Source organism: Providencia sp. AGC89, assembly GCF_053543535.1.
The window spans coordinates 55,046-72,098 of the sequence record NZ_JBIXLP010000095.1; the positions used below are offsets into that span (position 1 = coordinate 55,046).

The 17,053-nt window shown below is 40.5% G+C and carries 14 protein-coding genes and 1 rRNA gene; 3 read left to right on the plus strand and 12 right to left on the minus strand.

Features of this window, described 5'->3' with window-relative positions; genetic code table 11:
• Positions 1–6: 6 nt before the first annotated feature.
• The 5 genes from cysD to cysJ all read right to left on the minus strand — a co-directional run bounded on the left by cysD (position 7) and on the right by cysJ (position 7,707).
• Positions 7–915: a sulfate adenylyltransferase subunit CysD gene (gene cysD / locus ACIPUA_RS23135; protein ID WP_042848936.1), complete on the minus strand. Its 909-nt coding sequence runs from the start codon at positions 913–915 to the stop codon at positions 7–9.
• A 14-nt stretch (positions 916–929) separates the two neighbouring features.
• A complete protein-coding gene (cysG, locus tag ACIPUA_RS23140) occupies positions 930–2,342 on the minus strand; it encodes a siroheme synthase CysG (protein ID WP_131680846.1) in 1,413 nt (470 codons plus the stop codon).
• A gap of 1,095 nt (positions 2,343–3,437) precedes the next feature.
• Entirely contained in the window at positions 3,438–4,172 is a 735-nt protein-coding gene (locus ACIPUA_RS23145) for a phosphoadenylyl-sulfate reductase (protein WP_181468719.1), read from the minus strand.
• Positions 4,169–5,902, minus strand: coding sequence for an assimilatory sulfite reductase (NADPH) hemoprotein subunit (cysI, locus tag ACIPUA_RS23150; RefSeq protein WP_042848939.1), 1,734 nt, complete (start codon positions 5,900–5,902; stop codon positions 4,169–4,171). Before cysI ends, ACIPUA_RS23145 begins: the two co-directional genes overlap by 4 nt.
• A complete protein-coding gene (gene cysJ / locus ACIPUA_RS23155; RefSeq protein ID WP_449060207.1) occupies positions 5,902–7,707 on the minus strand; it encodes an NADPH-dependent assimilatory sulfite reductase flavoprotein subunit in 1,806 nt (601 codons plus the stop codon). Before cysJ ends, cysI begins: the two co-directional genes overlap by 1 nt.
• A 345-nt stretch (positions 7,708–8,052) precedes the next feature.
• On the opposite strand from cysJ, the gene queD reads away from it, so the two are divergent.
• A complete protein-coding gene (queD, locus tag ACIPUA_RS23160) occupies positions 8,053–8,418 on the plus strand; it encodes a 6-carboxytetrahydropterin synthase QueD (protein WP_042848941.1) in 366 nt (121 codons plus the stop codon).
• Between the two features lie 544 nt (positions 8,419–8,962).
• Entirely contained in the window at positions 8,963–9,580 is a 618-nt protein-coding gene (locus tag ACIPUA_RS23165; RefSeq protein WP_042848942.1) for a YagU family protein, read from the plus strand.
• 67 nt (positions 9,581–9,647) lie between these two features.
• Here the strand turns inward: ACIPUA_RS23165 and queE are convergent, their stop codons facing one another.
• The gene (gene queE, locus ACIPUA_RS23170) at positions 9,648–10,319 is read right to left on the minus strand and encodes a 7-carboxy-7-deazaguanine synthase QueE (protein WP_042848943.1); all 672 of its coding nucleotides are present in this window, start codon (positions 10,317–10,319) and stop codon (positions 9,648–9,650) included.
• Between the two features lie 177 nt (positions 10,320–10,496).
• Here queE and ACIPUA_RS23175 point away from each other — a divergent pair, with 177 nt between their 5' ends.
• Positions 10,497–11,864 (plus strand): amino acid permease, encoded by a 1,368-nt coding sequence (locus tag ACIPUA_RS23175; RefSeq protein WP_042848944.1) that lies wholly within the window; start codon positions 10,497–10,499, stop codon positions 11,862–11,864.
• Positions 11,865–11,913: 49 nt separating this feature from the next.
• On the opposite strand, the gene megL is transcribed toward ACIPUA_RS23175, so the two are convergent.
• The 6 genes from megL to rrf all read right to left on the minus strand — a co-directional run bounded on the left by megL (position 11,914) and on the right by rrf (position 16,846).
• A complete protein-coding gene (megL, locus tag ACIPUA_RS23180) occupies positions 11,914–13,101 on the minus strand; it encodes a methionine gamma-lyase (protein WP_071548563.1) in 1,188 nt (395 codons plus the stop codon).
• Between the two features lie 15 nt (positions 13,102–13,116).
• Positions 13,117–13,509 (minus strand): hypothetical protein, encoded by a 393-nt coding sequence (locus ACIPUA_RS23185; RefSeq protein WP_048608213.1) that lies wholly within the window; start codon positions 13,507–13,509, stop codon positions 13,117–13,119.
• Between the two features lie 13 nt (positions 13,510–13,522).
• The gene (locus tag ACIPUA_RS23190) at positions 13,523–14,710 is read right to left on the minus strand and encodes an NAD(P)/FAD-dependent oxidoreductase (RefSeq protein ID WP_042848947.1); all 1,188 of its coding nucleotides are present in this window, start codon (positions 14,708–14,710) and stop codon (positions 13,523–13,525) included.
• 250 nt (positions 14,711–14,960) lie between these two features.
• The gene (locus ACIPUA_RS23195) at positions 14,961–15,482 is read right to left on the minus strand and encodes a DUF1287 domain-containing protein (protein ID WP_113767341.1); all 522 of its coding nucleotides are present in this window, start codon (positions 15,480–15,482) and stop codon (positions 14,961–14,963) included.
• Positions 15,483–15,611: 129 nt separating this feature from the next.
• Entirely contained in the window at positions 15,612–16,403 is a 792-nt protein-coding gene (locus tag ACIPUA_RS23200; RefSeq protein WP_042848949.1) for an endonuclease/exonuclease/phosphatase family protein, read from the minus strand.
• Positions 16,404–16,730: 327 nt separating this feature from the next.
• Positions 16,731–16,846, minus strand: a 5S ribosomal RNA gene (gene rrf / locus ACIPUA_RS23205).
• Between the last annotated feature and the right edge of the window lie 207 nt (positions 16,847–17,053).

Below are 17,053 nucleotides of genomic sequence, written 5' to 3' on the forward strand. Positions count from 1 at the left end.
CAGGCCTTAAAAATAGCCTTGGCGTTTTTTCAGTTCCATCGATGCTGACTGGTCGCTATCGATTAACCGCCCTTGCCGTTCACTGGTAGTAGAAACCAACATTTCTTCAATAATTTCAGGCAGGGTTTGCGCATTTGATGGTACGGCTCCCGTAAGAGGCCAGCAGCCAAGAGTTCGAAAACGTACTGTTTGCTGGCGAATAACTTCCCCCGTTTGTAAATCAATACGGTCATCATCAACCATCAACAAGGCCCCTTCTCGTTGAATAACAGGCCGCTCTTTTGCAAAATACAATGGAACAATATCGATATTTTCCAAATAGATATATTGCCAAATATCGAGTTCAGTCCAATTTGACAGTGGAAATACACGGATACTTTCACCTTTGTTTATTTGCCCATTGTAATTATGCCAAAGTTCTGGGCGTTGGTTTTTCGGGTCCCAACGGTGAGATCGGTCACGAAAAGAATAGATCCGCTCTTTTGCTCGGGATTTTTCCTCGTCTCGTCGTGCCCCTCCAAATGCCGCATCAAAGCCATATTTATCTAAAGCCTGCTTTAGCCCCTCGGTTTTCATGATATCGGTATGTTTTGCACTGCCATGTACAAATGGGTTAATCCCTAATCTTTCCCCTTCAGGGTTACGATACACCAATAATTCAAAGCCATATTTCTGTGCTGTTGCATCACGAAACTCATACATTTCGCGAAATTTCCATCCTGTATCTACATGCAACAAAGGAAAAGGTAATTTCCCAGGGTAAAAAGCTTTCCGAGCTAAATGCAGCATGACAGACGAATCTTTTCCAATAGAATACAGCATCACTGGGTTAGCAAATTCGGCGGCAACCTCTCGAATAATATGAATACTTTCTGCCTCTAACTGCTGTAAATGAGTCAATGTTTTTTCGTTCACAAGCGCCTCCTAAATTAAGCCAATTCCAGTACAGCACTGCGCCAACTGATATCTTCAGTTTGTGTGCCAAACCATGCTAATTGTTTATGTAATGCCGCAACTTCACCTATCACGATCAAAGCGGGTGATGGTGCTTGCTGTGCCAATGTTTCCAGCTCAGATAAACTACCTGTAACCACTTTTTGCTCACGCCTTGTCCCACAACCTACAACAGCGACAGGGGTATCACTCGCTCGCCCAAATTTAATCAGTTGTTCACTAATATTGGCTGCTTTTACTGTGCCCATATAAATTGCTAAGGTTTGTTGACCACGAGCAAGTGCCTGCCAATCCAAATCAGCGCCATTTTCACGACAATGCCCAGTAATAAATGTAATACTCTGAGAGTATTCCCGATGCGTCAGCGGGATCCCTGCATAAGCAGTTGCACCAATCGCCGCGGTCACCCCTGGTACCACTTGAAATGGGACCCCTGCCTGAACAGCAACTTGTAGCTCTTCACCTCCGCGACCAAAAACAAACGGGTCCCCCCCTTTAAGGCGAACAACTTTTTTGCCTTGCTGAGCAAATTTCACGATCAATGCGTTAGTTTCTTCTTGAGAAACACTGTGATTGCCAGCTCGTTTACCCACACAAATTTTGTCGGCATCACGACGTACCAATTCCAGAATTTCCTCACTAACAAGGTGATCATATAAAACCACCTCGGCACTTTGTAAAACACGCAACCCTTTTAACGTAAGTAACCCCGCATCACCGGGCCCGGCTCCTACAAGAATTAACTCACCATGGTTATCGGGTTCATAAAGTTGGCGTTCTAATTGCAACTCTGCTTCGCTTAATTGGCCTTTTTCAACTAGTGATGCAAAGCGCCCACTAAAACTTTTTTCCCAAAAGCGCTTTCTTTCCCGCATATTGACCAGCGTTTCTTTGACTTTACCGCGCCAACGCCCAGCAATTTCAGCCATTTTCCCCAAAGAAGCAGGAAGCATTGTTTCCAATTTTTCTCTCAATAAACGGGCTAAAACGGGTGCTGTTCCCCCAGAGGAAACCGCCACAATCACCGGAGAACGGTCAATAATTGAAGGAACAATAAACGAGCATAAAGGTTGATCATCCACTACATTGACAAAAATTTTTCGCTCATTAGCATCGTAAAAAACGGTTTCATTAAGTTTCGTGTCATCCGTCGCCGCAATCACTAAAAAAGCGTCATCCAATAAAGAAGAGCGATATTCCTCAGCTAACCAAATAACATGGTTTTGTTGGCACTGAGCTTGTAATTGAGGACATAACGACGGGGAGATAACCACAAGTTGAGCTTGTGCTTTGATGAGCAATTCAGCTTTGCGTGCAGCCACTACGCCACCGCCAATCAACACTACTTTGCGCGTACGCACATCGACAAATAACGGTAAATAATCCATCTTGCTCACCCATCTTTATATAAACTTATTATATGAAATATAAAATTGACTATATGGTGTAAAAGTTAAGGTTTGAAATGCTAAAAAAACATGACTTGTAACTGAAAGGAATAAGCCAAATATTCATTAACTAGCAAAAAATAAAGACCAAAAGTATCAAATCAACCAAACTTAACTAAAACTTTATTTTAAATTTAGTTTTATAAAAATTAAGGGATATCTATTTTTTAAATAAAAGTATCCCTTTGTAATTAAACAAATATTTTATTAAATCTATAACTATTTAAACCCTAAACTAAAACCACGAATTGGGTTACGAATAACCCATACTCTAAATAATTCATGTTGTCGCTAGGCGGCAAGTAAATGAGTCGCTAGGAGCATACATAAGTATGTGACTAGTGCGAATGCACGCAGCCAACAACCTTACCGCTTGAATTATGACCAACCCCATACTCTAAATAATTCATGTTGTCGCTAGGCGGCAAGTAAATGAGTCGCTAGGAGCATACATAAGTATGTGACTAGTGCGAATGCACGCAGCCAACAACCTTACCGCTTGAATTATGACCAACCCATACTCTAAATAATTCATGTTGTCGCTAGGCGGCAAGTAAATGAGTCGCTAGGAGCATACATAAGTATGTGACTAGTGCGAATGCACGCAGCCAACAACCTTACCGCTTGAATTATGACCAACCCATACTCTAAATAATTCATGTTGTCGCTAGGCGGCAAGTAAATGAGTCGCTAGGAGCATACATAAGTATGTGACTAGTGCGAATGCACGCAGCCAACAACCTTACCGCTTGAATTATGACCAACCCATACTCTAAATAATTCATGTTGTCGCTAGGCGGCAAGTAAATGAGTCGCTAGGAGCATACATAAGTATGTGACTAGTGCGAATGCACGCAGCCAACAACCTTACCGCTTGAATTATGACCAACCCATACTCTAAATAATTCATGTTGTCGCTAGGCGGCAAGTAAATGAGTCGCTAGGAGCATACATAAGTATGTGACTAGTGCGAATGCACGCAGCCAACAACGCGACAGCTTGAATTATGACGAGTATGACGAGTATGACGAGTATTTAGTTTTCATGAAGCCCACACTCACGCTTTAAACCAAAGAAACGAGTGTCTTCCTCACTCATCCCTTCCTCCCATTTACGGGTTGTATGGGTATCACCGACTGATAGATATCCCTTTTCCCATAATGGATGGTAAGGTAACTTATACTTTATTAAGTATTCATAAACTTGCTTATTATTCCAATCAATGACAGGTAGGATTTTAAAAATGCCTTTACCAACCCCCAACACTGATAAATTGGCTCGGCTCGTTGATTGCTCACGCCTTAACCCGGAAAACCAACTCTGAGCCTGTAATTCATGTAATGCTCTTTCCATCGGTTCAACTTTATTAAGTTGATTATAACGTTCAATCCCTTCAATACCTTGCGTCCAAAGCTGCCCATAAATCGCTTCTTGCCACGCAGGGGTTCGCTGAGCTCGATATACTTGTAAATTCAAATTTAGTGTACTGCTTAGGTGCTCAATAAATTGATAGGTCTCGGGAAACAAATAGCCTGTATCCGTTAAAATGACAGGGATATCAGGTACAATTTGTGTCACCATATGCAGCGTTAACGCTGCTTGTATTCCAAAACTGGAAGACAACACAAATTCTGCTGGCAAATGTTCAAGCGCCCATTCAATACGCTGTATTGCACTCATTTTTTCTAACTGCACGTTGAAGTCAGATAAATACGCCGTTTGCTGAGCTTTATCTAAATTTAATACTGTCGCTAGTTGAAGCTGACTCATACTGCCTCCTGAACCTCATAAAAATCGACAGCAGAATTTACAACTGGCTTTACAACGTCAGTACGGACTAAAAAGTCTCCAAAACCTTCTTGAGCTAAGCGGTTTTTCGACCAATTACCAATTAATTCATCCAAAATAGCCAAAATTTCAGCACTGCTGATATTTTCGCGGTACATGCGTGGAATTCGCGTTCCAATACGGTTACCACCCAAGTGTAAATTATACCTATCAAGCGCTTTTCCAACTAACCCCACTTCCGCCAGCATTGCTCGACCACATCCGTTTGGGCAGCCTGTAACGCGCAAAACGATATGCTCATCAGCCACTTGATGTGATGCCATAATATTTTCAACGTGGCTAACAAACTCAGGGAGAAAACGTTCCGCTTCAGCCATCGCTAACGGGCAAGTTGGAAAAGAAACACAAGCCATTGAATTTTCACGCTGTGGCGTGATTGCATCACTCATTAACCCATGGGCTTTCGCTATCGCTTCAATCGCCTCTTTTTCACTTTCAGGCACACCAGCAACGATCAGATTTTGGTTCGCTGTTAAACGAAAATCACCTTGGTGAATACGCGCTATTTCCGCAACCCCAGTTTTTAATGGTTTATCCGCTAAATCAATCAACCGGCCATTTTCAATAAACAACGTTAAGTGCCAACGATTATCAACCCCTTTAAGCCAACCAATTTTGTCACCGCGTTCCGTGAATTGATAAGGTCGGATTGGTTCGAAATCCACGCCGGAGCGCCTTTCAACTTCCGCCTTAAAGGTATCGACCCCCACTCGCTCTAAAGTGTATTTAGTTTTCGCGTTTTTACGGTCAGTCCGATTCCCCCAATCACGCTGAGTTGTCACTATCGCTTCTGCAATGGCCAATGTTTTATCTAATGGAATAAAACCAAATTCACTGGCTAAACGTGGAAAGGTCGCAGTATCACCATGAGTCATAGCTAAACCACCACCAACCAACACATTAAAACCAATGAGCTCATCATTTTCAGCAATGGCGATAAAATTCATATCATTAGCATGTAAATCCACATCATTGAGAGGTGGAATAACCACCGATGTTTTAAACTTTCTTGGTAAATAAGTTTGCCCTAAAATAGGTTCTTCATCGGTTGTCACAATTTTTTCTTTATCTAACCAAATTTCAGCATATGCGCTGGTTCTAGGTAAAAGGTGCTCAGAAATTTTCTTTGCCCATTCATAGGCTTGCTGATGTAACTCCGATTGCACTGGGTTAGATGTGCATAGCACATTACGGTTAACGTCATTTGCCGTTGCTAATGCGTCCAAGCCGACATGGCTTAACATTTGATGTGCAGGTTTCACATCCCCTTTAAGGATGCCGTGGAACTGAAATGTTTGCCGGTTAGTTATGCGCACACTGCCATACAGCGTGTGCTCAGTAGCAAACTTATCAATATCTAACCATTGTTTTGGGGTGATAATTCCCCCCGGTAAGCGGCAACGCAACATCATTGCATGACGTGGCTCAAGTTTTTGTTCTGCACGCTCTGCTCGAATATCACGGTCATCTTGTTGGTACATGCCATGGAAACGGATCAATAAAAAGTTGTCCCCATTAAAACCACCAGTTAAGCCGTTTTTCAAATCTTCCTTAATGGTACCGCGCAAATAGTTACTGTCTTGCTTCATGCGTTCGCTGTCAGCAAGTTTGCCTTCGACGATTAAGGGTTTTTGTTGTTGTTCATTGCTCATTAATAAACATCCCTCTGATAACGGCGCATTACGCGCAGCTCACTTAAAAATTCATCGGCCTCCTCACTATCCATGTTGCCGTATTGACCGATGATATCCAATAATGCCTGCTCTACATCTTTTGCCATACGATTTGCATCACCGCAGACATACAGGTGTGCACCTTCTTGTAACCATTGCCAAACAGCTTCGCCTTGTTCACGAAGTTTGTCCTGCACGTAAACTTTTTCTTTCTGATCTCGCGACCAAGCTAATGAAATTTGGGTTAATAAACCGTCTTTAACATAACGCTGCCATTCAACTTGATAGAGAAAGTCATCAACAAAGTGAGGGTTACCAAAAAACAACCAGTTTTTACCTGTTGCACCGTCGTTATCCCGTTGCTGTAAAAAAGCGCGGAATGGGGCGATGCCTGTCCCAGGACCAATCATAATCACAGGTGTTGTTGGGTCAGCAGGTAGGCGGAAGTTATCATTGTGCTCAATGAAAATGCGCAGTTCATCCCCTTCTTTGAGTCTATCTGCTAAAAAACCCGACGCCCCACCAGTGCGAGGACGCCCATCGATGTCATAACGAACAACACCAACGGTAGCATGTACTTCGTCTTCTGATTCCGCTTGAGATGAGGAAATTGAGTACAATCGAGGCGTTAGTGGGCGTAGTAAATCAACAAATTCTTGAGCACTTGGCTGCGCTGCGGCTTGGCGCACCATATCAACGATCGGCGTCGTTTGCGCGTATTGCAAAATAGCCTGTTTATCGCTAATTAATGACAGCAACTCATCATCTTTAGATAGTTGTGCATATTTCTCGACAATTACATGAGTATTTTGTGTCAGTTCTAATTGATAAATCAGTGCATCACGTAAAGAGTGCCGCTGCGAGCCAATAAAGACCTCTTCATCCCCTTGTAACCAAAGTAAAGCCACCAGCTCATCAACTAATGCGGGGTCATTATCAAACCACACCCCCAGTGAATCCCCCGGTAGATAACGTAAACCAGAGTCACCTAAATCAATTTCAATATGACGAACATCTTTTTGTGAATCCCGCCCTGTAATTTTTTGATTACTGAGTAACGTGGCGGTTAAAGGTGCTGTTTTGGTATAAGGCGATGAGTGAATTTCATTCACACTTCCCGCTTGAGCTGTTAATAATTGACTATCAGTTTGTGCCGGAACTCGTGCCTTTAAGATTTGAGCGAGGTTTTCAACCCATTCATCTGCAATGGATTGATATTCGACATCTGCATCGACTCTCTCAATCAATGACGTTGCGCCTAATAATGCCAATTGGGAATCAAAGTCTTTGCCCGCTTGGCAAAATTTTTCATACGATGAATCGCCTAAAGCAAAAACGGCATAACTGGTTTGTGCCAAATTCGGTGCTTTTTTCGAATAAAGGTATTTATATAATGCGACAGCTTCTTCTGCTGGCTCCCCTTCCCCTTGGGTTGATGCCACAACAACCAGCACTTTCTCTTGGTTTATTTGCTTAAACTTATAGTCACCCGCATTCACTAGATTCACGTTAATTTTTTCGCTAATTAAACGTTCTCTGAGTTGCTCTGATAGGCGGCGTGCATTACCCGTTTGTGAGGCTGAAATAATCGTAACGGTTTCCTGCGCAGCGACTGGCGCACTCGTTGACATGTCAACAGGGGCATTTTGATTTACCATCCCCCATAAATAACCGGAAAGCCAAGCGAGTTGATGTGATGAAAAATCATCAACAACTGTCTGCAAACGTGTTAATTGCTCAACAGATATTGGCAGCGCCGCTAATGGCGGCTGTTTTTTTGTCATTATCCTGTAACCCCAGCGTAGTTCATTTTTGAATTTTAAAAAACAATGCTATGTCACTCACCCAGAAAATACCCACAACAGACTGTTCGCTCATTTACCTAAATAATTAAACTAGTAAAGCAAAAAATACCGCTGTACTTAGAATAAGTAGGGTATGCGATTAGGTTATAACAACCATCAATAGCGGGATAAGAAACTATAGCCATAAATAATAACTAAAAAGCCTAAAGCAATTAGCAGATGGATCATATCCATAAAAGCGGTTAGTAATAATTTGGCAAATAAAGACATTTTTAGCTAAAAATACAGTACAATGCGCTGTTTATTAACAATAAGGAATGATATATGAGCACAACAATCTATAAGGATTTTACGTTCGAAGCTGCACACAAACTTCCCCATGTCCCCGCTGGTCATAAGTGTGGTCGTCTGCATGGGCATTCTTTCATGGTGCGTTTAGAAATTACTGGGGAAGTTGATAAACAGAGTGGTTGGATTATTGATTTTGCTGATGTGAAAGCGGTATTTAAGCCTATTTGGGAACAACTAGACCATCATTATTTAAATGAGATCAAAGGGCTAGAAAACCCAACAAGTGAAGTATTAGCACAATGGATTTGGCAACAAACTAAACCACATTTACCTTTATTAAGTGCAGTCACCGTTAAAGAAACTTGCAATGCAGGCTGCGTTTATCGCGGGCAGGCTTAAAAATATAAGTTCTAAAAAGGTAATAGTATTTCCCGTAACTATTTTGATAGCTGGGTAAAAATAAAATTCATTTATATAGGGATACAAGCCCCTCAGGCTGCTGGTTTAGTGGCAAGCCTAATCGGTTTTGAAAATAAATGAGGGGCAAAAATCTCTATATCCTTCTCTTCGACTTATCGCTAATTATGCAGTAAATAATAATCCCCCCTCAGATAAAGCACTCCCTAACACACCATATGAAAAGCTTTCCAACCGCTATCAAGTGGCAGTGGTTAATCTGGTATCAAGACCTAAGATTAAGGTAAGAAGAGTTGCCGCTAAAGTATAAGCAAGAAGTGAAGCAACCACGGGCATTTTCTATCTTCGCAAAAATGAAGTCACTGAAAAGTTTACATTTTTGCAACAATATAAATAAAAAGAGGCCATTGACGGCTATTTTAAGTTTTCTGGCATAAAGAACATAAAAACTTTAATTTGACATAGTGCATCAAATTATAACCTGATCTATTATTTACCATTATTTACTTTTAATAAGGCAGGGAAAATGAATCTATTTCAACAAACACCCAAATCCAGAAGACGTTATGGATTAGCAGCATTTATCGGTTTAATCGCAGGTATTGTCTCATCGTTTGTCAAATGGGGCGCTGAAGTTCCATTACCGCCAAGAAGCCCAACAGATATGTTCAACGCGGCTTGCTCGCCTGAAACTCTGATCCGCGCAGCAGAACAAATTGACTGCTCACGTAATTTTCTAAATCCACCTTATATTTTCTTAAGAGATTGGTTAGGAATTGCAGACCCTAATTCTGCGGTTTATACCTTTGCAGGGCACGTGTTTAATTCAGTGGGTGTTACTCACATCCTATTTTCTATCGTGTTTGCTGTCGGATATTGCATTGTTGCTGAAATATTCCCTAAAATTAAGCTATGGCAAGGGTTATTAGCGGGTGCACTGGCGCAATTATTTGTCCATATGATTTCATTCCCTCTTATGGGGCTCACCCCTCCACTTTTCGACCTCCCATGGTACGAGAATGTTTCAGAAATATTTGGCCACTTAATTTGGTTTTGGTCTATTGAGATTATTCGTCGTGACTTACGTAACCGTATTACTCACGAGCCCGATCCTGAAGTGCCGTTAAACCAACCATTTAGATAATGTTAAAGCCCCCAATGATTGTTTTTCAACTATTGGGGGTCGATGCAAAGTCATCGTTATTTTTTTATTATTGAATATCCAAATACTTATGCGTTTGAATCGATAAACGCCAATTACGCTGTATACAAGTGTCAATACACAATTTCGTTGCTGTCGCCTTTTGGCTAATCGGTTGTAATGCAACGATAGGTGGAGCATCCACAGTACGTAATGCTAAAATTCTTTCAAGCGCTTCAATATCTTTTTCTCGCGCAACTGGGTGCTTAATTTCATTAGCCCTATCCACCGCTTGGCTAAGTACTTTCAATCCGCCTTTCATACCTACTTTTGGTGATACCGTCACCCAAGTCTCTTCTGTGCATTGAACTGGGTAAGTCCCACTCGTTTCAATTTGGCATTGATACCCTTGCTTCTCCAAAGCCTCGGTCAATGATGTTAAATCATAAATACAAGGTTCTCCGCCCGTGATCACAATATGTTTCGCGGTAAAACCACTTTTTTGCATCAATTGGACCAACCCATCCGCATCAGACATCGCCCACCAATCACTATCTTGTGTTTTCAATGCAATATCGCCCAAAGTGGTTTCTTTTGCAGGTTCCTTATCCCAAGTTTGTTTAGTGTCACACCAACTGCAACCAACAGGGCAGCCCTGCAAACGAATAAATACTGCTGGGACACCAGTGAAAACACCTTCCCCCTGTATTGTTTGGAAGATTTCATTAATTGGGTACTTCATACTGCTCCTAGAATAATCCATTTAGCGCATATTATATTGCAGATATCTATCTCACGGGCAATGCACTTTGTGATAATGTAATCACCTTGCGTTCAGGAAAGTACATCAATTAAATCAACGAAACCGAAACTATATTCGGTACAATATATTAAAACAAAGTCAATGACAGGAAAAGACATGCAAAGTAGTGAACAAAATCAACTCAGAAAGGGGCTGAGTGTTCGGCACATTCGCTTTATGGCCTTAGGCTCAGCGATTGGTACAGGGCTGTTTTACGGTTCAGCATCAGCCATTCAGGCTGCTGGGCCTGCAGTATTACTTGCCTATATGTTAGGCGGTGCAGCCGTGTTTATGGTAATGCGTGCCCTCGGTGAAATGGCGGTGCATAACCCCGTCCCAGGCTCTTTCTCTCACTATGCAAGTCATTATATGGGCCCTCTAGCTGGCTTTCTCACTGGCTGGAACTATGTATTTGAAATGCTGGTTGTCTGCTTAGCTGATATTACCGCCTTCGGGATGTACATGGGGTTCTGGTTCCCACATGTCGACCAGTGGGTATGGGTATTAAGTATCGTACTATTTATTAGTGCGCTCAATTTATGTCATGTCAAAATCTTTGGCGAAATGGAATTCTGGCTTTCTATCATAAAAGTCAGTGCCATCATTGGTATGATAGTTGGTGGTGCATTCTTAATGTTCTATGGTTTTGGTCAAGAAACCAACCACGAAGTTGGGCTACAAAATCTGTGGGAACACGGTGGTTTCATGCCAAACGGCATTGAGGGGGTCATCGCCTCTTTAGCTATCGTCATGTTTGCGTTTGGCGGTATTGAAGTCATTGGTATTACCGCAAGTGAAGCCCAGAATCCAGAAAAAACCATTCCTAAAGCCATCAATGCTGTACCTATTCGCATATTACTATTTTATGGTTTAACACTATTTATCCTGATGTGTATTTACCCATGGAATCAAATCGGCCAAAACGGTAGTCCATTTGTACAAATTTTCGATAGCTTAGGTATTCAATCAGCAGCCAATATCTTGAATATTGTCGTTATCACCGCCGCAATTTCTGCGATTAACAGTGATATTTTTGGTGCTGGCCGCATGATGTACGGCATGGCTCAAGATGGGCAAGCGCCAAAAGTCTTTACCAAACTAACAAAAAGTGGTGTTCCATGGGTAACTGTACTGGTTATGTCTGTCGTAATGTTATTGGGCGTTTACCTTAACTACCTATTACCAGAAAAAATCTTCGTGATTATTGCATCTATTGCAACCTTCGCGACCGTCTGGGTATGGCTCATGATCTTACTATCTCATGTTGCTATGCGCCGAAAAATGAGCCAAGAAGAAGTAAAACAACTAAAATTTCCAGTACCGTTCTGGCCTGTAGGCCCTGCTCTCACTATTGCATTCATGGTGTTTGTTATCGCATTGCTAGGCTTCTTTAAAGATACTCAGGTCGCATTAATCGTCGGCTTTGTTTGGGTTGCTTTACTCAGTATTGCTTTCTTTATTATGCGTTCTTACCAAAAGCGCTAACCTAAAAATATAATAGCCCTATATTTATTCCATATAGGGCTATTTTTTATTATGGCTCAATAGCTTGACGAATATCGTCTATTAACTCATCCACGTTTTCTAAACCAATAGAAAGCCGAATCAACCCATCGCTAATACCATATTTCAACCTTTCTTCTCGAGTATAGGTCGAGTGGGTCATGCTAGCAGGGTGTTGAGCTAATGACTCACAATCTCCCAAACTCACCGCTCTTGAAAATAGCTTGAGGCGGTTCAAAAACAGTTTGCCGGCTTCGATTCCGCCTTTTAACTCGCAGGCAATAATCCCCCCAGCTAACTTCATTTGTCTTTGAGCTAATTGGTATTGTTCAAAGTTCGGTAATCCTGGATACATTATTGACTTTATCTGCGGATGAGACTGCAAATATTCAGCAATTTTATGCGTATTTTGAACAATCCGTTCCATGCGAACAGGTAGCGTTTTCACCCCTCTAAGAATTAAATTCGCATCATGAGGAGATAAGCATGCCCCCGTCATGTCTTTCAATCCAACTAACCTTACTTGTTTCGCATACTCTGCGGAAGTCGCTATTGCCCCACCCATTGCATCCCCATGACCATTCATATATTTAGTCAAAGAATGAATAACAATATCAGCACCAAGTGTAATTGGCTTTTGGATATAAGGCGTACAGTATGTATTATCGACAGCCACCAATACTTTTTTTCGATGAGCAATTTCACTCACGGCTGCAATATCAACTAAGCGCATATTTGGGTTAGCCGGTGATTCGAAAAATATTATCCGAGTTTTATCAGTGATCGCTTTAGCCACATTATTTGGATCGCTCATATCAATATGACGCACTTTTACACCAAATCGAGCTAATCCATGATGAAAAAAAGCATAGGTACAACCGTAAACGGTTAAGTCCACTAGTAGTTCATCACCAGGGTTTAACAATGTCCAAAAAGTCGCTGTAATCGCCCCCATACCTGAAGAGAACACAACAGCAGCCTCTGCCTCCTCAAGAGAAGCGATCCTATTTTCTAGTAAAGTTAGCGTCGGGTTATTAATCCGAGTATAAATATACCCCTCTTTTTCACCACTAAAATAGGCACCTCCCTCTTCCACACTTTTAAATACATAAGTTGATGTTTGATAAATGGGTGCTGCTAATGAACCTAAATGTTGGTTTGCATCATAATGGCTATGAATTGCCCGTGTATCAAAAGAACTTTTTATATCTAAACTCATACCACCTCCTAAAAATCACCCTCCTTGGGATTGAGATAATCGAGATCCGACAATTTGCAAAGTCCGTAAAACCGTACTAATTCCACGTAATGTGTCAGGATCTTTTAATAAAGCATACACTGAACGAAAATTTGGGTTTTTACTATCATATACACCTTCCATTTTAGCCATGTTATATGCTGTACCTAATTCCCATACAGGAACCAAAGTATCTTCAAATGAATTTGACAATCTTTCTACTGTACTGTTATCTAAGATATCAATAAGGTCAGAAACTAATGACAGTAAATCAACAATATTATCTAAGCGATTTAATTGTAATAATGGTGCTAATTTTTCAGCAAGATGATTACCTGATTCTGAGCTAAGTAGCTCAACAAGCTTACTTTGAGTTTCATTATTCGACATTTTAAATTCCTCATTAAACTAAGCCACGAATAGCTGCCCAATAGATACCCCTATTGAAGCCATTTCTCAGTAACCCTCCTAATTTAGTTGGAGGAGTCGGAATAACATCGTGTTTATAATCATATTGCAAAGGCATTCCTGCTGTTAACCCCATTTGAGCAACTGCCTGAACTCGTCCATCATATATAGCCGCCGGATAACCATAAATTAATTCACCACAAATGTTATCTGCAATAATTGCAGCTTGGTTATGGCAACTGCCTCCTGCTTTACTAATCGGTAAATCAACGGTATCCCCTATAACATAAACACCGTCTATACCATATACTTGCATAGTTTCATGGTCTGTAGGTAACCATCCCTCACCATTATTGTGTTCACTTAATCCTGTATTAATTACTGCTTCTACTGCGGTGATTGGCGGCGTACTAATCAATAAATCAAAAGGCTGTTCATCCCCTTCTTTTGAGTATGCAATTTTTTTATCGGGATCGACTTTATTTAATGTAAATCCCCTCTGTGCTTGAATATTTTTAATAGTAAATATTTCTGGAATAACTTCACAAACAGGCTGCTGCATAAATAAACAGTTACGTAATAATTGTGACACGGTTGGGTAGGTATAAACTATTTCAATATTATCCCTAACCCGGCGTTTACGTAAGAACTCATCAATCATCAGTGTTGTCTCCATAGGAGCAATACCACACTGGTGAGGTACATTCGGCGTTTCAGGAAAAGAAACTGTAATAAAAATACGACCTTTTTCAATTTTACTAAGTTGGTCTGCTAATTTACGAGAAGCATCATAGGCATAAAAGTGATTACCAATATCTTTTAGCCCTTCAATTCGTTCAGGTTTAGGTACACAACCTGTCGCAACCACTAAATAATCATAATGGTATTTTTTATTATTTATCGAATATAATTCTTTATCTTTAAAATTAAATGAATCTACTTTATCAATAACTAATTCAATTTCAGGCCTCAATAATTCACGCTCTGGACGACTTAACTCATCTTTAAAAAACATATTGAAAGCCACATACATAAATGCCGGCTTATAATAGTGTATAGGGTTATCTGTTATTAAGGTTATTTTTATTTTTTTCGAAAAAATTTCTTTATTAAGTTTTCTAGCTAAAATATTAGCTAGCATGGTACCACCTGTACCACCACCCACAATAACTATATTTTTCATGGCATTTAATCCTTAAGAAATAAAACAACTCGACAAATAAATCGCTTATCACCGTGCTTTACACTTAATAAATATAGTTTAATTCCAATAATAACTTATACAATAAATTGCATATAATTTAAAAAACAACAAGAAAAACTAATTACTTTCATATATTAAATAATTTTATCCGATAAATTCAAATGTTATTAATTGACTGTTTATTTAAATAAACAGTCATCAGTGTCACTAACCATTTGATAAAAAGATGCTAATACGAGTAGTGCCCTACAATCTTCCACTTAAATAACACGTCTTCTGCCACTTGCCCATAACCAATGTTATGCATTACCAAATACCGTTGGCTATCAGGTAGCTTAATAGTGGTCACAATTCCAATATGCGGTCGACCATCATCTAAACGCCACGAAATAATATCACCTGGAAAGTAATCTTGCCCATTATTGGTAATTTGTTTTACAGTAGCTTTTCGTGTAAAAAAACGTTCTAAATTAGGCACTCGTCGATGATCAATATTTCTATCTGGCTTGCGTAAACCCCAAATACGCTGACTTGGATATTGATTAAAATTAGTTTTAATATCTTCATGTAATAATTTTTGTAAATCAATTCCGATCTTCCGATAACTACGGATAATCACATCAGAACACACCCCATAATTTTCAGGGACATCACCATTAGGATATTCAATCTGACGATAAGCCGGATCATAAATAACCAAACGGGGTAGTAGTTCTGCTTGTTTCGCTAGCTCGATATTATTTTTTCCCATAACATGGTATGCACAAAATAATAAGGCTATAGGTAATAATCGCTTCAATGAACTATCTCCAGCTATAGTTGATAATAAAATCTACAATAGTTTCAGAGATAAATAAGGTGGGAAACTCTTAAAAAGATCTTACTTAAGCAAATCAAATTGAGTGATGATTGGATTATGGTCAGAAGCATCTGTTTGTAACACTCGACTTTCTTTAAGCTTCAAACCTCTATAAAACATAAAATCTAATGGCCGACCAAAAGCTTTTGTCCGTAAATCTAAATTATAGGTAACTTCTTTTAAGCCAACAGAACGAATAAAGCGTTTTAGTGCATTAATTCGCTGACGACTCCATGCGTTAAAATCACCAGCAAGGAGTACCGGCCCCATATGCTTACTAATATGCGTTCCAAGCTTATTTAGTTGCTTAGTGTAGACATCTACCCCAAAACTAAAATTAATTGCGTGCACATTCGCTACCATCAATTGCTTACCATTCGGTAATGGATAAACCGTAATCAAAGCTGATTTTGCTAAACGTAATAAAGGCTCTTTCTCCCTCAATGGGCAGCAATAAATTGGATGTGATGTTGCCAATGTCATTACACCCGCAGGATGAGGAGAAAAAGGTAAAGCAGGGACTTGGTCAGCGATCAATTGATGTGAAGCAGCAAAAGAAATTAACTCTGGGGACATTTGAGCTTCTTGCAGTAAGATTAGTTTTCTATCGACCACTAACTCACGTAGCATTATTTTCCAATTTGGACGCTGCTGTTTATATATGTTCCAAGTAACGACATCTAAGGTTTCCCCAGCAGCAAATAACGGCATACCAATTGGAAGGGATTCCCCTAACATATGTACAGGTGTAGGTTGAATACGTTTTGCAGGTTCACCTGCAATATATCGAACAGAATAAGTTCTTTTCGCCACGTCTCATATCCCTACATTGCAATGAAATAATCAATACCCTATTACAGCTTGATAAGATATCGCCTACCAGTATATCAAATCAGGCGCATCTTATCTTATCAAATTTGTAGTTTGTGCTATTGCGAGGGGGCAACTCAGGACTAAACAATAATACTTATCGCAATCAGGCTATACCGCCTACTAGCTCAATCCCTCAGTGGACTACTGATTACCTTATCACCTTTAACGATAAACACACGATGTAGGCCTCTCTCCCTAAATTGCGTGATTTCGGTTTCCCCAAACGCAAAAAAGCCACCCATTGGGTGGCTTTCTCACTAATTTAATGTCTGGCAGTTCCCTACTCTCACATGGGGAGACCCCACACTACCATCGGCGCTACGGCGTTTCACTGCTGAGTTCGGCATGGGGTCAGGTGGGACCACCGCGCTATTGCCGCCAGACAAATTCGGTTTGTTCCCGTTTAGTACATTTCGTCACTAAACCAGAACTGCAATCTTGAACAAGCTGCTGTGTCCCTCGCCTCTCGGCTTCTCACGCTCATTGAATCAACCTCATCTCTCAATCTCTAAAACACCTTCGGTGTTGTCAGGTTAAGCCTCACGGTTCATTAGTATTGGTTAGCTCAACATATCACTATGCTTACACAC